A 20,142-nucleotide genomic window follows, 5' to 3' on the forward strand; every position below is an offset into this window, starting at 1 on the left:
CTCGTGGCGACTGCCGCCACACGCCCTTTTTCACCCATGTATTTCAGCGCGCGGGTCGGCAATCGATGTACATGTCCTGCTTCGACGACAAGGGGATTCTGCGCCGGACACGGAAGTCGTCCGATCCGGTCGGTGAAGGCGGTCGCCCGAGGCGCTTCCAAATGATCGCCTCGCCACTCACTTCGCCGGGTCCCTGGCGAGAAAAGGAAGCTTGAAGTCTGATCAGCGCATGGATTCTGCCCGTGGGGATTTCGCATCTGCGCGCAGCCAACCGCGCAGAGAGGGTTCCACCCACTTCAGCGTCAGAAGGAAAATCAGCGCGATCGACAGATTGAAGATGAGATGCGCCCATGCAACGGCAATACCCGGGTTGGCTGTCAGGTTTACTGCTGCCCGTGAGAATGGCCTCAGAAACGGCAAATAGCACAGGGCACCCGCCGCGTTGAAGAGAAAGTTGCTGATCGCGGTCGCTCGGGCCACCGAGCTCATCCCGACGCCTGCGACAAGCGCCGTCGACGTGGACCCGACGTTCGAGCCGATCACGATCGGAATGGCTGCCTGCGGCGGCAGCACGCCTTGCTGAACCAGCAGAATGGCGAGCCCGGTGGTCACGCTGCTGGATTGGACCAGCGCGGTGAACACGAGGCCAGCCAGGACACCCATCCACGGCGTCTCCGCGAGAGCCAGCCATTCCCTGAATTGCGCGCGGTTCTGCAGCGGCTTGAGTTCCGTCGAAATGAGATCCAGCGCGAAGAAGATCAATCCGAAGTAGAAGACGGCCTTCCCGATAACGTTCGCCCGGGTTGGCAGCACCGAGATGAGCGCGCCGACGACGATGAACACGGGGCCGATGCCGGTGAGCTTGAAGGAGACCAACCACGCGGTCGCCGTGGTTCCCACGTTAGCGCCGAGCAGGATGCCCAAGCTGGCAGGAAAGGAGATGACGGTCGCACCGACCAGCGTCACGGCAAGCGCGGTAATTGCGCTGCTCGACTGAACGACGGCCGTCGCCAGCGCGCCGACCAGAAAGCCACGCCAACGGTTGGCCGTCACGCGCGCGAGCCATGCCTTCAGCGTTTCGCCGCCGACTGTCTGGAGTTCGCGGCTGAAGCCCTGAAGTCCGTACAGGAATAGAATCACCGCGGAAATTGCCGCAAACACGCCCTGGAATGGCGTCATTGCAAACTCCTCGCATACGGCCCGAGCATCCGGGCATTCAACCCAGGAACGTCACCATCCCGTTGCGCAGGTTGTACATCGACCCGACGATCTTGATGCTTCCCTTCCGCTCCAGATCCGACAGGATCACACTGCTGGTCCGGATCACGTCGATGGTGTGCCGGACATTCGATTGCGCCACCGCGTCGACAAATTCGGCGTTCTTGCTCGTACGCTCACCGTCGTATTGCGTGGCTTCGACAGCCGGCTTGATCGCGTCGAGCAGGTCGGTGAGATTGCCCAGATGGACGTTGTCGATCGCGCCTTTGATCGCGCCACATGCAGTGTGTCCCATCACGAGGATCACTTTTGCGCCGGCCACCACGCAGGCGAACTCCATGCTGCCAAGCATGTCCGGATTCGCGATGTTTCCTGCTACGCGAGCGTTGAACGTGTCCCCGATGCCCATGTCCAGAATGATCTCGGCGGGTGCGCGCGAGTCGATACACCCTAGGACGATAGCGGCTGGGTACTGGCCGGACGCGCTGGCGCGCTTCTGCGCCAGAAAATCGTGCGCCTTCATTTTCCCGGAGCGAAAGCGCGCGTTACCTTTCTTCATCATGTCGATGACCTGGTCGGGTGTCAGGGCGTCACGCTGCGTCCGAGTCAGGGACGCGGCGGCGGCGGCCTCGGGACGCAGTCCGATCGCGGTCAACACGCCCATCGTGCAGACGCCTGCCCCGCCTCTCAGCCACGCACGCCGCGTGCTGTCCTTCGGATGGTTTGCACAGCAGCATTCGTTGGTCGATTCCATGGCACCCCCCATCTAGCGCAATTCGACTTCATCGAGGCAAGTTCGTGCGGATGGCCGACGCAATATCGCGGCTCACCGACGCAAGCGCACGATCGTGCGCCGTGACGAGCGCGTCGTAACCCTGCCCCTGCACGGGCTCGCGTGCAACGGAGCGCCCCATCACCACATCCCGCTTCCCGGGCGGCCGGACCGCCCACTGGGCTTCGATCGTGACCGAATCACCCGGCATCGAATCGAAGCGCATCACGTCCACGCGCACGCGCCAGGCCGGCGCCGCGCCGGCTCCGCTATCGAACACGGTCACCTGCGCCGAACCGAGCAGCGCGCCGAGATCGGCCGCAATGACCCGCGCGATATCCGTTTTCAGCGGCTCGGCCCAGCGCGCGAATTCGTCGATGTCCACGCGGCTGCCGGCGGCACGCGTGACGATCTGCGGACGGTCGACCAGATCCGGGACCGTGACCGGGCCGATCACGACATGGACCGGGGCGGTGTCGCCGGTGCGCGCGAGCGTCGCATCGGGGCCCAGCGCGTAGAAGCTCGCCTTCGGCGAACTGCCGCAGCCCCCCAGCCATCCGACGGCCACAACGGCGGCGATGAACACGTATGCGCGTCTCACTGAGTACCCTCCGGTTTGCCCCGCACGATCGCTTCCGGATGCCGCTCCAGGTAATCCGCGAGCGTCCGGAAGGCCGCGGCCGTGCGCGCGATCTCCCGCATCGCGTCACCGGTGTTCTGCTGCAGTTCCGAGCCCGGCTGCAGCGCGCTGTTCGCGGAATCCAGCGCGGAATGGGCGGATGCCAGCGTATCGCGCGCCTGCGGCATCACCTGGGAATCAAGCTGCTTGAGCAACAGGTTCGCGCTGGAGAGCGTCTGCTGCGCGTTCTTGCCGATCGCGTCGAGCGGAACACCATTGAGCTTCGCCACGAGACGCGTCACCGAATCCTGCAACGATTGCAACGTCCCGGGAATCGCCGGTATTTCGGGCGGGTTAACCGCCCAGTCGATGGTCGCCTTCTGCGCATCGGGAAAGAAATCGAGCGCGACATAGAGTTGCCCGGTCAGCAGGTTGCCGGTCCTCAGTTGTGCGCGCAGCCCGTGCTCCACGAGCGTGTTCGCCAGTTGTTCCGGATGCTGGGACAGGCGCCCGCCCTTCGCGCCCGTCCGGTATCGCGACGTGAAGCGCTCCGGATACAGGTTGATTTCGACGGGAATGCTGAATTTGCGGGTTTCGCGATCGAAGCGCGTATAGATGCCGGTCACCTCGCCGACCGCCACGCCGCGGAAATCGACCGGCGCGCCGACCGTCAGGCCGCGCACAGAATCGGTGAAGTTCACCAGGTACTTCTCGACGATGGTGTCGTGACGCTTCATCGCCTCCGCGCGGTCGCGGTACAGCGCGAACTGCATGTCGGTCGGCGCCGCCGCCTGCGCGAGCGGCTCGCCGGGCGTCTCGAACGCGATGCCGCCGATCATGATCGACACCAGCGACTGCGTTTCGACGCGCACGCCGGCGGGATCCAGCGCAACGTCGATGCCGCTCGCGTGCCAGAACCGCGAATCCGTATTCACGAACCGGTCATAGGGCGCATTGACGAATGCGTGCACCGTCACGCCCTTGCCGTCCGGATCGAGCGCGTACGAGACGATCTGCCCGACCTGCAGCCGCCGGAAAAAGACCGGCGTGCCGACGTCGATCGAACCCATGTCCGCGCCTTTCAGGACGAACGTCCGGCCCGGCTCGTCGCTCGTGAACACCGGCGGCGTCTCGAGGCCGGCGAAGTCGCGGCGCGCCGCCTTCGCGTCGCCGACATCCGTGCCGATGAACGAGCCGGACAACAGCGTGCCGAGGCCGGATACCGTCCCGCCTGAAATGCGCGGGCGCACGACCCAGAAACGCGTGTTGTCGACCAGCAGCGACGTGGCGTCCTTGGTGATGTCTGCCGTCGCCAGCACGCGCTTGTGGTCGCCGGACAGCACTACCGACCTGACCACGCCGATATCGACGTTCTTGAACTTGATCTTCGTCTTGCCCGCTTCGAGCCCTTCGCCGGTCTTGAAGCTGATCGTGATCGTCGGGCCCTGCTCGATGACCGCCTTCACGGCCAGCCACCCGCCGATCAGCACGGCGACGATCGGCACGAGCCACACGAGCTGCACGCGCCAGCGCGAACGCGTGCTGACGAGGGCTTCGGGGATGTCAGGCTTCTGTTCGGGGCCGCCCATGATCCTGCTCCGCAGTGTCCCAGATCAGGCGCGGGTCGAACGTCATCGCCGCAAACATCGTCAGGACGACCACCGCGCCGAACGCAATTGCCGCCGGACCGGCCTTGATCGTCGCCAGCGCCTGGAACTGCACCAGCGCGACGAGCATCGTGATCACGTAGATGTCGAGCATCGACCAGCGCCCGACGAATTCGACCATCCGGTAGATGCGCGCACGCTGCTCCGGCAGCCAGCGCGAATGCCGTTGCGCCGCGAACGCGAGATACGCGAGCGCGAGAATCTTGAGCATCGGTACGGCGATGCTCGCGATGAACACCACGAGCGCGAGCGGCCACGATCCGGAGACCCACAAATAGACGACGCCGCTCATGATCGTGTCCGTCTGCGCACCGAACAGCGAACTCGTATACATCACCGGCAGCACGTTCGCCGGGACGTACAGCACGATGGCGGCGATCAAGAGCGCCCACGTGCGCGACACGCTCGCCGGCTTGCGGACATGCAGCGCGGCTCCGCAGCGCGGGCAGGCCAGATCGTGCGCATCGCCCGGCACCTTCGCGAGCAGCCCGCAATCGTGGCACAGCACGAGGCCGCATTCGGCCGCCGTGACGATGCCCGTTGGGTGCTGCGCGTGCATCTCGCCTTCGACTTCGACCTCGGCCTCACCTTCGCTCTCGCCATCACCGCCGCCTGCCGCGCCTTGCGCCGCTTCGATGCGCGCCCACAGTTCGCGCGCATCGAAGGCCGCGCGGGCGGCCGCCAGCACCAGCATCAACGCGCCGAACGAATACAGCGCGACCCCAGTCACGACGCTCGCGATATGGGCAAGCTTCACCAGCGCCACCAGCAGGCCGAGGATCAGCACCTCCGTCATCCCCCACGGCTCGGCAAGGTGACACATGCGAAACACGAGCGCCGCGCGCGCGGGCACGCGCTTTGTCCGCAGCGGCAACAGCAGCCAGAGCATGCCGGCGATCTGCACGACCGGCATCAGGATCGTGGTGGCGAACACGAGTCCGGCGAGCGGCCACATCCCGTCCTCGTACAGCACGCGCACGGCGCCCGCCAGCGTCGTCTCGACGAGCGTGCCGCTGACCGACAGGCCAACGATCGGATACAGGTTGGAGACAATGAACAGCACGATGGACGCAACGGTGAACGCCAGCGCACGTTCGAGGCTGTCCGTGCGGTTCCGGTAGAGCTGCGCGTGGCAGCGCCTGCAGCGCAGCGTGCCGCCGGGCGGCACCGGCACGTCGCGCTGGAGCAGGTCGCACTCGTGGCAGGCGACGAGACAGGTGCGCCTCATTGCGGTACCCCGGCGCCCGGCTCGGCGGCGACAGGTTGGCCGGCGGCGGGCGGCGGCACGGTCATCCGTTCGGCCGTGACGACCCAGCCCCCGCCCATCGCGAGATACAGGCTGACGAGCGTGGTCAGCGTCGTGCTCCGCGTCTGCGTGTACGACAGTTCCGCGTTGAACAGCGTGCGCTCCGCGTCGAGCACTTCGATGTAGCTCGTATAGCCGCCCTCGTAGCGCATCCGCGCAAGATGCTCGTACGTGCGCAGCGCATCGAGCTGCCGGCTCTGCGTCTCCAGCTGTTCGCGCGATTTCTGCAGTGCGATCAGTGCATCCTCGACCTGCTGGAATGCAACCTCGATCGCCTTCTGGTACGTATAGAGCGCTTCCTGCTGCCGCGCCTCGGCCTGACGGACCTGCCCGGCGATGTTGCCGCCCGTGAAGATCGGCTGCGTCACCGAGCCGGCGAACGACCACACGCGCGCGGGCCCGGTGAAGAGATTCGAGAACCGCGAACTGACCGAGCCGAACAGCCCGGTCATCGAGATCGACGGGAAGTACAGCGCGCGCGCCGCGCCGATCAGCGCATTCTGCGCAATCAGATTCTGCTCGGCCTGCCGCAGGTCCGGCCGGCGTTCCAGCAGGTCGGACGGCAGCCCCGCGGGCACCGCCGGCGTCTCGAGCGCGTCTAGCTCGCGGCCGCGCATTATCGGGCCGGGATTGCGGCCGAGCAGCACGGACAGCGCATGCTCCTGCTGCGCGATCTGCGCTTCGAACTGCGGGATGGTCGCCACTGTCGCCTCGTACTCCGACTGGCTCTGCGAGAGCTCCATCTGCGACACCTCACCGCCGTTGAAGCGCGCGGTGAACACCCTGACCGAATCGGCGCGGCTCACCGTCGTCGCTTTCGCGATCTCCAGCTGGCGATCGAGGCTGCGCAGCGTGACGTAGGACGATGCGACCGACGCCACCAGCGTGAGGATGGTCGCGCGGCGCGCCTCCTCGCTCGCGTGCAGGTTCGCACGTGCGGCCTCGGTCTGCCGCCGGACCTTGCCGAACAGGTCGATGTCCCACGACGCGGACAGGCTCGCCTGGAACTGGTTGGAGACCGGCGGCACCGCGCCCGGCAGCGGGATCGGACCGCTTTGCGACGAGCGCTGGCGCGACGCGTCGAAGCCCGCGCCGACCTGCGGGAACAGCGCCGAGCGGGTCGACACGAACTGGCCGAGGAACTCGTCGACGCGCGCCGACGCCATCTTGACGTCGCGGTTTTCCGCGAGCGCGGTCGCGATCAGCGCGTTCAGCGCCGGATCCTGGAACTGCTCCCACCACGCGGTATTGGCGACATCCGCCGTCTCCGCGGATTGGAAGCGGTATGTCGCCGGCGCGTCCACTTTCGGCCGCACGTAGTCGGGGCCGAGCAGGCACCCGCTCAACCCCGCCAGCAGGACCGGCGCACCGAGGCGCCACAGTGCAGCGCGGCGCATGTCAGTCGTCCTTGCGCCGCTCGGACGGCGCAGCGTGCGGCGAGCCGGGCCCCGACTCGGAGGAAGGCGGCAGGGCCTGGCCGCGCGAGCGCGACGACATCGCTTCGAGCAGATAGTAGAACATCGGGATGAAGAACACCGCGATCGCTGTCGCGCCGAGCATTCCGCCGATCACGCCGGTGCCGATCGAGTGGCGGCTGTTCGCCGACGCGCCGAGCGCGATCGCGAGCGGCACGACGCCGAGGATGAACGCCAGCGAGGTCATGATGATCGGCCGCAGGCGCTCCTCCGACGCCGTGAGCGCCGCGTCGAACGGCGACGCGCCCGCGTCGCGGTTGATCACCGCGAATTCGAAGATCAGGATCGCGTTCTTCGCCGCCAGCGCCACCAGCATGGTCAAGCCGATCTGGAAGTAGACGTCGTTGTTGAGCCCGCGCAGCATGATCGCGACGAGCGCACCGAATATCGCGAACGGTACGGCCATCAGCACGCCGAACGGCAGCGACCATTTCTCGTATTGCGCCGCGAGGATCAGGAACACCATGATCAGGCCGAAGACGAACACGTTGCCGGACGTGCCGCCCGACTTGCGCGCTTCGTACGCCTCGCCGCTCCACGCAACGTCGTAGCCGGGCGGCATCCGTGCGGCAACCTGCTCCAGCGCGGCGATCACCTGTCCCGAGCTGTAGCCCGGCGCCGCGTTGGCAGTGATCTTGACCGCGGGGAAATTGTTGAAGCGCGTGATCAGGTCGGGGCCGGTCACGTACCGGTAGTTCACCACCGACTTGAGCGGCACCATGTTTCCTTTCGTGCTGCGCACGAAGATCTGGTCGAGGTCTCGCGGCTTGAGCCGGTAGGACGGCTCGGCCTGCAGGATGACCTGCCAGAGCCGGCTCGAGCGGTTGAACTGCGACACATAGAGCGAGCCGAACATCGTCTGCATCGCGCTGTACACGTCCTGCACCGGCACGCCGAGCGTCTCGGACTTGTCGCGATCCACGTCGACCAGCAACTGCTGCGACGATGCATTGAAGGTCGACGTCACGCCCGCCAGCTCGGGCTGCGCCTTCGCGTTGCGCACGAACTCGTCCACGACGCCGGCGAGCTGCGAGATCGATGTATCTCCCTTGCTCTGCACCCAGACCTCGGTGCCGCCCGTCGTGCCCAGCCCCGGAATGGACGGCGGGTTGACCGGAATGATGATCCCCTCCCTGACCCGCGACAGTGCCTCGTACGCGTTGATCAGCACCGCACGCGCATTCTGTGTCTTGATGTTCGCGAACTTGTAGCGCTCGTCGAAGCCCTTCAGGCCGACGAAGAAGGTGCCGGCGTTGTTCTTGTTCTGGCTGTCGAGCAGGCTGAAGCCGTCAACGGTCGTTACGCTGTCCACCGCCGGCTGTTTCATGAAGTAGTCGGCGACCTGCTGCGACACGTCGCCGGTCCGATCGAGGCTCGCCGCATCCGGCATGATGACCGCGCCGAGAAGGTAGCCCTGGTCTTCCGGCGGCAGGAACGCGCCGGGCACCACCCGGAACATCACCACCGTCAGCGCGATCATGCCGCCGAACAGCACGAGCGCGATGACGAAGCGCTTGATGACGAACCGGACCGCGCGCGTGTAATGCGCGGTCATCCGCGCGAACACGCTCTCGAACCATCGGAAGAAGCCCTTCTTCTCGTGGTGCCCGCTCTTGAGCAACAGCGCGGCAAGCGCCGGCGACAAGGTCAGCGCGACGATGCCGGAGATCACCACGGAAATCGCGATCGTGATCGCGAACTGCTTGTACAGCTGCCCCGTGATGCCGCCGAGGAACGCGACCGGGACGAACACCGCGCACAGCACCAGCACGATCGCCACGACCGGCCCGGCAACCTCGTCCATCGCCCGCTTCGCGGCTGCCTTCGGATCGAGCTTGTGCACGGCCATGTTGCGCTCGACGTTCTCGATCACCACGATCGCGTCGTCGACCACGATGCCGATCGCGAGCACCATGCCGAACAGCGTCAGCATGTTGACCGAGAAGCCGAGCACCGCCATCCCCATCGCCGTGCCGAGAATCGACACCGGCACGGCCAGCACCGGAATGATGGTCGCGCGCAGGCTTTGCAGGAACACGAATACGACGATCACCACCAGCACCAGCGCTTCGAAGAACGTGTGCACGACGTCGTTGATCGACGCGCGCGTGAACTCCGTCGTGTCCATCGCGATCCGGTAGTCGAGCCCTTCCGGGAACGATTTCTTCATCTCGGCGAGCGTCGCGCGGACATCCTTCGACACATTGAGCGCATTCGCGCCCGGCTGCTGGTACACCGCGATGATCGTGGCTGGCTTGCCCTGGAAGCGGCTGCGGATCGAGTAATCCTTCTGCCCGAGCTCCGCGCGCCCGATGTCCTTGAGCCGGACGATCGCCGTACCCTGGCTCGCGGCGCGGATGATGATGTTGTCGAAGTCGGACGGCTCGGCGAGGCGGCCCGGGGTCGTCACCGCGAACGATTGTTCGACCGGGCCGCCCGTCGGCGCCTGGCCGAGCCGCCCGACAGCGAACTGCTGGTTCTGGTTGGCGACCGCCCGCTGGACGTCGGCCGCCGTGATGCCGAGCTGTGCCATGCGATCCGGCTTCAGCCAGATCCGCATCGCGTAATCGGGCGTGCCGAAGATGCTCGCCTGGTTGGCGCCGCCGATGCGCTTGATCGCATCGAGCACGTAGATGTTTGCGTAGTTCGCGATGTAGGTCGCGTCGTAGCGGTCCTGTGGCGAGTAGATCGCAATCACCATCATGAACGCGGACGACTTCTTCTGGATCTGCACGCCCTGCGCCTGGACCGACTGCGGCAATTGCGGCAGCGCCAGGTTCACGCGGTTCTGCACGTCGACCTGCGCGAGCTCCGGGTTGGTGCCGATCTCGAAGTATGCGTTGATCGTCAGGCTGCCGGTCGATGAACTCGACGACTCCATGTAGATCATGTTGTCCGCGCCATTGACCTGCTGCTCGATCGGTGCGGCCACGTTGTTGGCCACGACGTCGGCGCTGGCGCCCGGATAGGACGCGGCAATCGTGATCTGAGGCGGCGTGACGTCCGGGTACTGCGCAACCGGCAGCGCGAGCATCGTCAGCGCACCGCCGAGCGTGATGACGATCGAGATAACGGACGCGAAGATCGGTCGGTCGATGCAGTAGTGGGAGATGCTCATCTGGCCGCTCCGTCATTGCGTCGCCGCGCTGCCCGATCCGTTTGCCGATGACGACTGTGCCGCCGGCGCCGACACGATCGAAAGCGGCGTGTCGGGCGCGACGCGGATCGCGCCGTCAACGACGACACGCTCGCCGGCCTTGAGCCCGTCGGTGATGAACCAGTCGTCGCCGTGCCACTCGCCGACTTCGACGACGCGCTGATGCGCCTTCGATGCATTGTCGACCACCCACACGAAATGGCTCCTCGCACCCTGCAGCACCGCGCGCTGCGGCACGAGCACCGCCGCGGGACGCGTCGCGCCCGACACGCGCGCGCGCACGAACTGCCCGGGCCGCAACGTACCCTTCGGGTTTTCGAACACCGCGCGCACGAGGAACGTACCGGTTTCGGTGCTGAACGCCGGGTTCGCGAAGTTGATTCGCCCGCGCTCCGGGAACTCGGAGCCGTCCGCGAGCACGAGGGTCACGACGAACTCGTCGCTCTGCGGAAAGCGCAGCTTCCCGCGCGAGATTTCGTCGCGGTACTTGAGCAGCTCGTTTTCCGAAATGCTGAAGTTCACCCACATTGGATCGAGCTGATACACATAGGTGAGCAGCCCGTTGGCCGTGGCCGTCACGTAGCTGCCGTCCTGCTGCCGGGCGAAGCTCGACAGCCCGGTGATCGGCGACTTGATCGTCGTGTAGCCGAGATTGAGCTGCGCGGTCTGCACCTGCCCCTGTGCGGCGATCACCGCGGCTTCCGCCTGCTGCGCGTTGCCCACCGCGTCGTCGAGATCCTTCTTGCTCAATGCGTTCTGCGCGGCGAGCGGCCTCACCCTGGCCAGGTTCTCCTTCGCGACGTTGAGCCGCGCCTGCTGCTGCGCCAACTGGCCCTTCGCCGTCTGGAGCGTCGCCTCGAACGGCTTGTGGTCCATCAGGAACAGCGTCTCGCCGGCCTTCACCATCTGGCCTTCCACATAGGTGCGCTTGTCGAGAAAGCCGTCCACGCGCGCGCGTATCTCGACTTCGTGCGAGCTCTGCGTCTGCGCGGTGAATTCGAAATCGACCGGCGTGTCGCGCTGCGCGACCGTGACGACCGTCACCTGAGGCGCGCCGAGCGCCGGGGCGCCCGCCGGCTTCTTGCATCCCGCGCACACCACGAGGGCCACGATCAGCGGCATCGAACAGAGAACGGATACGGGCTTCATGAGCTGATCCCCGATCGCTACTTCGCCATGCAGTTGCCGAACACCACGACGGCATCGTCGCGATTGACGAGCGTCGCGGTCATCGTCCCGTCGCGCGTGTCGAGCACCAGCGTCCACGCGTAGCCGAGTTCGGTGCCCTGCATGGCGATCTGGGTGGGCGCCTTCTCCATGAACTGGATCGGCGAGCTCCGCGCGGGCCCTGCAATCGTCTTCTTCGCGAAGTCGATCGTCAGAAATCGCGGCGCGCCGAGATCTGCCGGCAACGCACGCGCGCACGGGAGGCCCGGGTCGCATGCGTGCGCGTCGATCGTCGCGCACAGCAACGGTTTGCTGCCGTCGAAATCGCTTGCCGAGGCGCCCGCGCAAACCAGCATGGAGAGCGCCGCCAGCGCCGCAAACCGAAGCTTCTTCATGGCTGCATCCTCCACTCGGCTCCGATGCTATTGGCTCGTGTAGCCGCGCCCGGTCATGCAGGCCGTTACCGCGCGCGTGAACGTCGAGAGCTGGCTCGCGGTGCTGCCCTGCATGCTCTGCTGCTGATAGGCCGCCGCCTCTTCCCGACGATGCCGGCGCATCATGCCGCCCGCCGTGCCGGTGATCGCGCCGATCGCCGCGCCCTTGCCCGCGTCGCCGGCGATCGCGCCAATCGCGGCACCCGCCGCGGCGCCGCCCGCCGCCCCTCGGAGCATGCCGCCCTGCGGCGGCGGAGCCGGCGCGTACGCGTTGCGCTGCGCGAGCGCGACCGGGTCGACGCCCGTGGTCTGCTTCGCCCACACCTGGCATTCCGCCGTGTCGGTCTGCTGCTTCTGCGGGCTCTGGCCCTTGGCTGGGTAGTAGATCGGCTGCGGCTGCGCGGATACCGTGCCGGCGATCGTCAATGCGACAACGCCGGCTGTCGCGCACGTGAACCGCCAGGCGCGGACGGCACGTGCATGCGCGCCCTGCGGTGTCCCTTTCGCTCGCTGTCGTGCGGATGCCATCTCCGGCCTCGCTTCCGTCCGATCATTCCGTCGACCTGCCCTTCGTCGCGCGCGCGTGCATCGCGCCATCACGACGAATGACATGCCGTCATCGCCGATTGAGGCGGGTAATCTTCGATCCCCTGAGGCCGATCCCGGCCATCAGCCCTTTCTGATCGAAGATGAACGCATAAATGTCGGATTGAAGCGTCGCCGTCGTCAGGTTCTTCGCGGCGCCCGCATCCCCGATCACCACCGTCGGCGCCATGCCGACCTCGAATCCGGAGCTCGTCTTCAGGTTGTCGAGCGCCTTGTCCGACATGAACATCATCACGTAGCCATAGGTTTGCACACCGGCCTGGAGACCATAGGTCACCGAGGTCGTTGCGTAGTAGCCCGTGACCTTGCCGTTCTCGATCAGCTCCCCGGTGCCATGCGACGCGCCCGCGATGAACCCGGCACGCACCACGCTCGGAAACACCAGGATGCCCTTGGCCTTCTGCGCCACGTCCTTGGCCTGCGGCGTACCGGCATAGAGATTCGCCAGCGCGGCCTGCACGTCCTGGTCGAGCACGGCATCCTCCGAAGACGAACCTGACGGCGATTGCCCGGTCGAGCAGGCGGCCGTCAGGGCGAACAGGGAGACCATTGCCAGCTTGCGAACACAATCGAACATGATGCGTACTCCCGTTGATTTCCGGCCGTCGAGCGAGCGCGTGCGACACATTCGCGGATGGTCCGCGCGTTGTCGCATTTCAGTGTGGTTGCCATATCTTGAGAAGACAATCGGACCTTGGTCCCATATCGCGTCACCGCGCAGGAGTGGAATCAGGGCGTCGACGGGATGCCCAGCGCCGTCTGCACGGTCTTGATCAGCAGCGCGTCGTTGAACGGTTTGCGCAGATATCCGGCCGCACCGGATGCAAGCCCCTCCTCGCGCACGGCGACGTCGTCGTAGGCGGTGATCAGGATGACGGGCATGCCGCTCCCGGCAAGGCGCCGCTGCACCTCGAGGCCGTTGAGGCCGGGCATCTGGATATCGAGAATCACGCAGGCCGGGCGGTACGCGGGCATGGCCGCCAGCGCGTCGAGAAAATCGTCGCCGCTCGAGAACGTGTCCGAGCCGATGCCGACGGAACGCAACAAGCGCTTGATCGCCCGGCCAACCGATTCATCGTCGTCGACCACCGCAACGAATGGCTTGACGTTACCCATTGTGATCTTTCCGGATTCGGCAATTGACCGCGTTAAAGCGATCCCGCAGATTGAGGCTATCAGCCGCGAAGCAAAACCGGTATAGGACTTTGGTCCACCGCCGCGATGGACCGTGCGCAGCGCGTGCGCTCAGCGAAGCGTGCGGGCGCTGTGCGTCGCGCCGACGCCGATCTTGTCGGCAAGACGCACGAGGTCGGCCAGCGTGGCCGCCTCCATTTTTTCCATCACGCGCGCGCGATGGATCCTGACCGTCTTCTCGGCAATGCCGAGATCGTCCGCGACCTGCTTGTTGAGGCGGCCGGTCACCACGAGCGCGAGCACTTCCCGCTCGCGCGGCGTCAGGCGGTCCAGGCGCTCCCGTATGCTCTCGAGTTCACGGCGACACGCGGACATCTGCATCGAACGTTCGAGCGCGTGCGCGATCGCCTCGAGCAGCACCGCATCGCCGACCGGCTTCGGCAGGAAATCGGTCGCGCCGGCCTTCATCGCGTTCACGGTCGTGCCGATGTCGCCATGCCCGGTGATGAAGACGATCGGCAGCGCCGCGTTCAGCTCGCGCTGCAGTTCGAGCCCGTTCACGTCCGGCAGCTCGAGATCCAGCAGCAGGCACGCCGGGCAGCAGGTCAGGTCGGCGCCGGCGAGAAACGCGCGCGCCGATTCGAAGGATTCCGCACGATGACCGGCTGCACGCGCGAGCCGCGTCAGCGCGCGGCACACCGACGCGTCGTCGTCCACGATGAACACGACAGGCGCGGCATCGTTCATGGCTGGCTGCACGCGCGGTTCGGGGCCGCCGCGCCCGCCGAAGGCAATGCGACATGGAACGACGCGCCGCGGTCCGCGTTGTTCTCCGCCCAGAGACGGCCGCCGTGCGCGGCGACGATCGTGCGGCTGATCGACAGGCCAAGACCGAGCCCGTGCGGCTTCGACGTGAAGAACGGCTTGAAGATCTTGTCGAGCTGGTCGACCGTCAGCCCGTGCCCACGATCCCGCACGGCAATGCGCACCGTTGCATCCGGCTCCGCCCATACGCGCACCGCGACGATGCGGTCCGACGCGTACCCGTCGTGCACCGCGTCGAACGCGTTGAGCAGGAGATTGAGCACGACCTGTTGCAACTGCACCTTGTCTCCGCGTACCACGGGCAGCGCGTCGTCGATGTCGAGCGCCGTCCGGATCCCGCGCAGGACGGCGTCGCTGTGGACGAGCACGACGACATCGCGAACGACGCCGCCGATATCGAGCAGCTGCAGGTCCACGTCGCCCTTCCGGACCAGCGCGCGGATCCTGCCGATGATTTCTCCGGCCCGGCAATTGTCCGCCACAATGTCGTTCAAGGTCTCGCGCACCTCGGACAGGTCGATCGGGTCCGCGTCGATGAAGCGCTGCGCGGCCTGCGCATTGCTCAGGATCGCGGTCAGCGGCTGGTTCAGTTCGTGGGCGAGCGATCCCGCCAGTTCGCCAAGCGCCGAGACGCGCGTGAGATGGGCGAGTTCCTGCCGATTGCGGTGTAATTCGAGCCGCTCGCTGCGATCGACGATCACCGCGAGCCGCGTCGGCATGCCATCGACGCTGCACTCACTCGTCGTCACGTCCGCCGGGAATTCGACGCCGTCGCGGCGTTTCGCGACGACCGTCTGCATCGTCTGCCCGAGTGGCGCCGGCGCTAACGACACGGCCTGCTCCCGCGCATCGCGCGCAGTGTCGACGAGGCATCCGGCAAACAGGCCGCGCTCGGACATGCCGATCAATTCGTCGACGCGGTAACCGAACAGCGTCCTCGCCTTCGCATTCGCGAAGACGATTTCTGCCTGCATGCTGAAACCGACGATGGCCACCGGCACGAGTTCGAGCGCATCGCGCATGGGGGCCGCCGTCTCCCGGCCGCCTCCGGCGGGCTTGAAACGTTTGCCGAGCCATGGAATGCGTCCCGTCGCGTGCGTCGCGCGACGCAGCGCCGGCACGATGTGCCGTCCTGAAGCCGGCAGGATCCCGTCGCCGCGCCATTCCCGGCGCGGTGCGGCACATGGCAGCACGACGATCGTGCCGATGACGGAGGACGGGTGGATGAATGCATTGCATGGCGGCGCAGACCGCGCCGCCGGACCGGCAGCCGAGCCACGCCGCGATCGCCATGGCAGGCGCCAGTTATGTAACTGCCAAACGAATGGCGAGAGCGTCGCCGCCAGGACAACCTCGATTCCCAGCATGGAGAGAGACATGGCCATTTTGCTCCGTGGCGACGCGCGGGAAATCCAGCACCAGTCGAGCATTCCACGGTGCGCAAGGGCGATGGTTGCGCGGGTCACCAGACCTGCGAACGGGCGGCCGTGAAGGTCCTGGCGCGTCCGGTTCCGGATCGATGCATCTGGTTGGGTCTCGCACGACATGCCGCCTGGACGTCGGCGTCACGGGCCGCGATTCACCGCGCACCCGGAATCAATTTTAGGTATACGCGTGCATTGCATGCCAGACGCACCGGAATTTTTTGCCGTCGGCGCGCGCGCCATGCGAGCAGGGTTGATCGATGTAATCGGTTCGTCAGGATGATGGCTATCGCATCAACCACGCCAGCACCGTCACGTACAGCGCCGATGCCGCCAGTTGGCAAAGCGTGACGGGCAGCCCGAAACGCAAGAATCGCGCGAACGTGACCGGCGTGCCGTTGCGCGCACTGATGCCCGCCGCGACGATGTTTGCAGACGCACCGATCAGCGTGGCGTTGCCGCCGAGCGTCGCGCCGAACATCATCGCGATGAACACCGGGATCGCCGCGGAAGGCCAATGCGTGAACTGCGCGGACAGCGCGGTTTCGGGCACGACCGCGGCCGCCACCAGATAGCCCTTGATCATCACGATCGACGCGGCGGCCACTGGAACGTTGGCGAGCAGGCTCGACAGGAAGCCGATTCCCGCGATGACTGCCAGCGCGACGAGCGTGAGTTGCGCACCGAATACGTCATACAGCCTGAGCGCCATCAACTGGAGCATGCCGGTCTTGACCGTCGCCTGCACGAGACAGAAGATGCTCGCCAGAAAGACGAGCGTCTTCCAGTCGACGTCGCGCAACACGTTGTCGGTCGGCTCGATACGCGCCGCGAACCCGACGAGCAGCGCAAGCGCGCTGGCAATCAGCGCCGCGGCCGGGGGGACGATCGGCGCGGGCAAATGCTCGCCAAAAATGAACAGCATCACCATCGCGGCCAGCACGGCGAGCGTGATGCCCGCGTAGATCGGCCGCGCGATGCGCGTCGAGGTCTCACGCGGCGGCAACGCGCGCCGCAGGTTCCACACGCGCGTCATCAGGCGCGGCAGCAGCGGCACGACGATCGCGATCGCCATCACGCCGCCGAGGCTCACGTAGCGCAGATACGACGCGAACGTCATGCCGACCGAGCTGCCGACGAGGTAGGTCGCCGGGTCGCCGACGAGCGTCAGCAGGCCGGCGGAATTGCTGACGATCGCAGTCAGGATCATCGGCTCGGCGATGTCCAGTTCGAGCGCCGTCGCGACGCGGATGATGACGGGCGCGAGCAGCACGACCGTGGTCGCATTCGGGAGGACGGCACACAACGGTGCCACGATTGCGACCAGCAGCAGCAGGAACCGGCGGCCGCTCCCGCCCGTCGCGTGCAGGTAGTAATCGCCGAGCAGATCGAACACGCCCGTCGTGCCGAGGATGCGTGCGACAACCATGCCGCCGAACAGCAGGCTCAGCGGGCCGGTCGAACTGCCGAAAGCGTCGGCAATATCCCGCGCAGTCAGGATGCCGAGCATGACGAGCAGGCACGTACCGACCAGCGCGGCGACCGCCATGTCGACCAGATTGAAGGCAATGGCGAGAATGACCGTCGAGAAGACGGCCAGCACGATAACGATCTGCACTTCACTCATGGGCCGGTTCTCCTCGTCTATCGCACCGGCTGCGCAACCATCAGGCCACCCTCGGTCGAGAGCCTGTTGAGCCCCCGCTCGAGACCGAGCTGGCTGTGCTGCCCGAGATTGCGATCGAACATTTCGCCATAGTTGCCGGCGGCCTGTACCGCGCGCAGCATCCAGCCGGATGTGACGCCGAGGCTACGGTCGACCTCATCGTCGGCGACCATCGCGGCCTGCACGACAGCTTCGTGCGACCGCAGCGCCACGTTTGCCCGCGTGAGGCCGAGCTGCTCGGCGCGCACCAGTGCGATCAGCACCCAGCGCACGAGGACGAACCACTTCGGGTCGTCGTCGCGTACGACGGGCCCCAGCGGCTCCTGCGAAATGCGTTCCGGCATGATGAGCCAGGCTTGTGGACCGCCGGGGGCGGTCAGGCGCGCGGCGCCGAGCTGCGACGCATCGCTCGTCCACGCGCGGCATCGTCTGGAGAACAATGCCGCACTCGCTTCGCCTGCCGAGGCGACGATGACCGGCCGCAGATCGAGGCCGTGTGCTGCCGAATACGCGGCCAGATGATCCAGGCTCGTCGTATCTTTCTTCACGCACACGGTTGCGCCTTCGAGGCCCGCGGGCGTGCGCGGCGCGCCCTGCATCCTGACCATGAATGCCTGGCCGTCGTAGTACAGGACGCCCGCGAATTGCACGCCGAGCGCACCCTCGCGGAGCAGGGTCCAGGTCGTGTTGCGGGCCAGCAGGTCGATCACGCCTTCACGCAACGCGGGAAAGCGCTCCGACGCGCGAAGCGGCACGAAGGTCACCTTGTCCGGACTGCCCAGCGCGGCAGCCGCGACCGCCCGGCAGAAGTCGACGTCGATGCCCGTCCAGGTGCCAAACGCGTCGCGTGACGAAAATCCCATGATGCCTTCGCTGACGCCGCAGTGCAGTACGCCGCGCGCCCTCGCTTGGGCAAGCGTTGCACCGTCCGCGGCTACCGCGCCGCGAATCACGCAAATCAGCATCGCGCTGGCCAGAATGATACGTCCGAGCATTCGACCCACGCACATCATGGCTCTCCCCGTTTGTTGAGGTTCGTTGGCGGGCTATAGCCATTTATTATGTACGCCGTCGGCGATTCTCCCCAGCGCAAATGGACGTTAATATGCGCTGTTTCCGGCGTAGGCTTGACGCATGAGAACGCAAGCGTCTCGGAAGCATCGGAGTCGGGGCCCAACCTTCGAGTCTGACCACGCCTCGTGATGAAACTAGAATGTGTCCGCTTGATCGCCCATGAACCCAATCGGACTGCCATGACTTTCGTCGGCGGAAAGTGCACTGTGAGATTGGTGCTGATTCGCGGATTATTAGCGGTGGCGCACTTCCCGGGTTCGAGCCTTAAGCGCGCCGCAGCGCCAGCGGCCCCGGCGTTGGCGACAGATGAAGTCTGCATACCGCTACGACGTCCGGTGGCACGATCGTTTTTTCCAGCGGCAAGACCTGCTTTAGCGGCCCCGACCAGCACCGCCATAAAGGTTCGATGGATGGGGCCGCGGCGACTGGCGTGCTCAAAATACGCGCAACGGAGCCGCTGCGCGTGACCGTCTCGTATCCGGACGTCTGCGGCCGGATAAACACCGCTAACTTGATCATGCTGCTTGCGTTGAATTGCGTCCAACTCGCCGCTCGCGCGCTTGTGGATGGCGCCCATGCGCCGTACAAACATGTCGGCGAGATCGTCGCGAGCGCGCACGCGCATGCGGTTGAGCAGCGCGACGATCAATGTGTAGCGCTTCTCGGGCAGAGTGTCGTTCCTGAGCGCCGCCGCGTCGAGCGCCATCGCCTGATTTGCCAGCGAGCGCAGCTTCGAGGCGGGAATCCCGGCGCTGGCCAGTGAAAAATCGCCGAGATCGTCGAGCCAGGCAATCTGGTCGATCAGCAGGCTCAGGTGCTGGCGCGATGGGCGTTTCGCATGACGCTTGATCCGGTTGCAGGCAGTCTGCCGGCTCGACAGATCGCGCGCGAGCAGCCGGTCGAGCGCGAGTTTCTGTTCATCGGTCAGGCATCGCGTGACGCGCTTGAAGAGTCGGGACTGCGCCCGGGCGTGGATTTGTTCGGTCAGCCGGTCGAGCGTCGAGAACGCCGGTAGCTCGATATCGCGCGCGAGCCACTCGTCGATCGTTGCGTTGATGATGTCCACCTGCTGGTCCATCGTCAGCGACGCCGTGTGTGCTGCTCGTGTCGCGATTGCGTTCGCGTCGGTGCCGTAATACGGCTTCACGTCGAGCCACGTGCGTACCGCGGTGTAATGCCGAAAGAGCGTTGGAGACGACGCGGTGTCGTAGCCAAATTGCACGATGTCGCCGATATCGGCGGCTGCCCGAACGTGACCAACGATGGCGGTCGGAATGGTGTCGAGCGGCGGGAAATAGTGCAGTTGCTGAAAGACCTTCAGTAGCACCAGCAGGCCTAGGCGAGGTCGCTCACCGCGCGTTGACCGGCGTGGCCATTCGAGTTCATCGGGCAGTGACGTGAGCCGGTTTGCAGTTCCCGGGGTGCCAGAACCTCGGGGAAGCGCGGGTACGCGGTGCGTTCGAGGGTAGCCATGCGGATCGTCCGGATCGCAGAGGGCCGCTCAGATTAATGCAAGAAAATCGGACGCTACTGCCCCGGATCGTATTGATCAGCGCAATCTCTATAACTTCAAGGCTTATGATAGGAATTTACGCTTA

Annotated in this window: 16 protein-coding genes and 1 pseudogene; all 17 read right to left on the reverse strand. The window is 65.9% G+C overall.

Going from position 1 to position 20,142, the window contains the following annotated elements:
- Positions 1 to 222: 222 nt before the first annotated feature.
- Complete coding sequence (locus BCO18175_RS09445) at positions 223 to 1,179, reverse strand: Na/Pi cotransporter family protein (RefSeq protein WP_174980359.1); 957 nt, start codon at positions 1,177 to 1,179, stop codon at positions 223 to 225.
- Between the two features lie 37 nt (positions 1,180 to 1,216).
- The gene (locus tag BCO18175_RS09450) at positions 1,217 to 1,972 is read right to left on the reverse strand and encodes a carbonic anhydrase family protein (RefSeq protein WP_174980360.1); all 756 of its coding nucleotides are present in this window, start codon (positions 1,970 to 1,972) and stop codon (positions 1,217 to 1,219) included.
- Between the two features lie 28 nt (positions 1,973 to 2,000).
- Complete coding sequence (locus BCO18175_RS09455) at positions 2,001 to 2,591, reverse strand: PqiC family protein (RefSeq protein ID WP_254608010.1); 591 nt, start codon at positions 2,589 to 2,591, stop codon at positions 2,001 to 2,003.
- Positions 2,588 to 4,198, reverse strand: coding sequence for an intermembrane transport protein PqiB (locus BCO18175_RS09460; RefSeq protein WP_174980361.1), 1,611 nt, complete (start codon positions 4,196 to 4,198; stop codon positions 2,588 to 2,590). The genes BCO18175_RS09455 and BCO18175_RS09460 overlap by 4 nt, the downstream gene beginning before the upstream one ends.
- Complete coding sequence (locus tag BCO18175_RS09465) at positions 4,173 to 5,504, reverse strand: paraquat-inducible protein A (protein WP_174980362.1); 1,332 nt, start codon at positions 5,502 to 5,504, stop codon at positions 4,173 to 4,175. The genes BCO18175_RS09460 and BCO18175_RS09465 overlap by 26 nt, the downstream gene beginning before the upstream one ends.
- Positions 5,501 to 6,979, reverse strand: a complete 1,479-nt coding sequence (locus tag BCO18175_RS09470; protein WP_174980363.1) for an efflux transporter outer membrane subunit — start codon at positions 6,977 to 6,979, stop codon at positions 5,501 to 5,503. Before BCO18175_RS09470 ends, BCO18175_RS09465 begins: the two co-directional genes overlap by 4 nt.
- Position 6,980: 1 nt before the next feature.
- Positions 6,981 to 10,175 carry an efflux RND transporter permease subunit gene (locus BCO18175_RS09475; protein WP_174980364.1) on the reverse strand — a complete coding sequence of 1,065 codons (3,195 nt, stop codon included), beginning with the start codon at positions 10,173 to 10,175 and terminating at the stop codon, positions 6,981 to 6,983.
- Positions 10,176 to 10,187: 12 nt separating this feature from the next.
- A complete protein-coding gene (locus BCO18175_RS09480) occupies positions 10,188 to 11,363 on the reverse strand; it encodes an efflux RND transporter periplasmic adaptor subunit (protein WP_174980365.1) in 1,176 nt (391 codons plus the stop codon).
- Positions 11,364 to 11,380: 17 nt separating this feature from the next.
- Positions 11,381 to 11,776, reverse strand: a complete 396-nt coding sequence (locus BCO18175_RS09485; protein WP_254608011.1) for a hypothetical protein — start codon at positions 11,774 to 11,776, stop codon at positions 11,381 to 11,383.
- 27 nt (positions 11,777 to 11,803) lie between these two features.
- On the reverse strand, positions 11,804 to 12,241 hold the full coding sequence (locus BCO18175_RS09490) for a glycine zipper family protein (protein WP_254608012.1): 438 nt from the start codon (positions 12,239 to 12,241) through the stop codon (positions 11,804 to 11,806).
- 190 nt (positions 12,242 to 12,431) lie between these two features.
- Entirely contained in the window at positions 12,432 to 12,998 is a 567-nt protein-coding gene (locus BCO18175_RS09495) for a YSC84-related protein (RefSeq protein ID WP_174980367.1), read from the reverse strand.
- Between the two features lie 152 nt (positions 12,999 to 13,150).
- Positions 13,151 to 13,537: a response regulator transcription factor gene (locus BCO18175_RS09500; RefSeq protein ID WP_174980368.1), complete on the reverse strand. Its 387-nt coding sequence runs from the start codon at positions 13,535 to 13,537 to the stop codon at positions 13,151 to 13,153.
- Positions 13,538 to 13,666: 129 nt separating this feature from the next.
- Complete coding sequence (locus BCO18175_RS09505) at positions 13,667 to 14,302, reverse strand: response regulator transcription factor (protein ID WP_174980369.1); 636 nt, start codon at positions 14,300 to 14,302, stop codon at positions 13,667 to 13,669.
- Positions 14,299 to 15,846 carry a sensor histidine kinase gene (locus BCO18175_RS09510; RefSeq protein WP_254608013.1) on the reverse strand — a complete coding sequence of 516 codons (1,548 nt, stop codon included), beginning with the start codon at positions 15,844 to 15,846 and terminating at the stop codon, positions 14,299 to 14,301. Before BCO18175_RS09510 ends, BCO18175_RS09505 begins: the two co-directional genes overlap by 4 nt.
- A gap of 244 nt (positions 15,847 to 16,090) precedes the next feature.
- Positions 16,091 to 17,431 (reverse strand): SLC13 family permease, encoded by a 1,341-nt coding sequence (locus BCO18175_RS09515; RefSeq protein ID WP_174980370.1) that lies wholly within the window; start codon positions 17,429 to 17,431, stop codon positions 16,091 to 16,093.
- Between the two features lie 17 nt (positions 17,432 to 17,448).
- The gene (locus BCO18175_RS09520; RefSeq protein WP_174980371.1) at positions 17,449 to 18,483 is read right to left on the reverse strand and encodes an amino acid ABC transporter substrate-binding protein; all 1,035 of its coding nucleotides are present in this window, start codon (positions 18,481 to 18,483) and stop codon (positions 17,449 to 17,451) included.
- A 545-nt stretch (positions 18,484 to 19,028) separates the two neighbouring features.
- Positions 19,029 to 20,017 (reverse strand): annotated as a pseudogene (locus BCO18175_RS40965) (DUF4158 domain-containing protein); the annotation flags it as partial.
- Between the last annotated feature and the right edge of the window lie 125 nt (positions 20,018 to 20,142).

Source organism: Burkholderia lata (assembly GCF_902499335.1).
Classification (GTDB): Bacteria; Pseudomonadota; Gammaproteobacteria; order Burkholderiales; family Burkholderiaceae; genus Burkholderia; species Burkholderia lata_B.

Excerpts from the sequence above, each read along its gene's own strand:
- BCO18175_RS09445 (WP_174980359.1), bottom strand. The coding sequence starts at position 1,179 with ATGACGCCATTCCAGGGCGTGTTTGCGGCAATTTCCGCGGTGATTCTA.
- BCO18175_RS09450 (WP_174980360.1), bottom strand. The coding sequence starts at position 1,972 with ATGGAATCGACCAACGAATGCTGCTGTGCAAACCATCCGAAGGACAGC.
- BCO18175_RS09460 (WP_174980361.1), bottom strand. The coding sequence starts at position 4,198 with ATGGGCGGCCCCGAACAGAAGCCTGACATCCCCGAAGCCCTCGTCAGC.
- BCO18175_RS09465 (WP_174980362.1), bottom strand. The coding sequence starts at position 5,504 with ATGAGGCGCACCTGTCTCGTCGCCTGCCACGAGTGCGACCTGCTCCAG.
- BCO18175_RS09470 (WP_174980363.1), bottom strand. The coding sequence starts at position 6,979 with ATGCGCCGCGCTGCACTGTGGCGCCTCGGTGCGCCGGTCCTGCTGGCG.
- BCO18175_RS09475 (WP_174980364.1), bottom strand. The coding sequence starts at position 10,175 with ATGAGCATCTCCCACTACTGCATCGACCGACCGATCTTCGCGTCCGTT.
- BCO18175_RS09480 (WP_174980365.1), bottom strand. The coding sequence starts at position 11,363 with ATGAAGCCCGTATCCGTTCTCTGTTCGATGCCGCTGATCGTGGCCCTC.
- BCO18175_RS09485 (WP_254608011.1), bottom strand. The coding sequence starts at position 11,776 with ATGAAGAAGCTTCGGTTTGCGGCGCTGGCGGCGCTCTCCATGCTGGTT.
- BCO18175_RS09495 (WP_174980367.1), bottom strand. The coding sequence starts at position 12,998 with ATGTTCGATTGTGTTCGCAAGCTGGCAATGGTCTCCCTGTTCGCCCTG.
- BCO18175_RS09500 (WP_174980368.1), bottom strand. The coding sequence starts at position 13,537 with ATGGGTAACGTCAAGCCATTCGTTGCGGTGGTCGACGACGATGAATCG.
- BCO18175_RS09505 (WP_174980369.1), bottom strand. The coding sequence starts at position 14,302 with ATGAACGATGCCGCGCCTGTCGTGTTCATCGTGGACGACGACGCGTCG.
- BCO18175_RS09515 (WP_174980370.1), bottom strand. The coding sequence starts at position 17,431 with ATGAGTGAAGTGCAGATCGTTATCGTGCTGGCCGTCTTCTCGACGGTC.
- BCO18175_RS09520 (WP_174980371.1), bottom strand. The coding sequence starts at position 18,483 with ATGATGTGCGTGGGTCGAATGCTCGGACGTATCATTCTGGCCAGCGCG.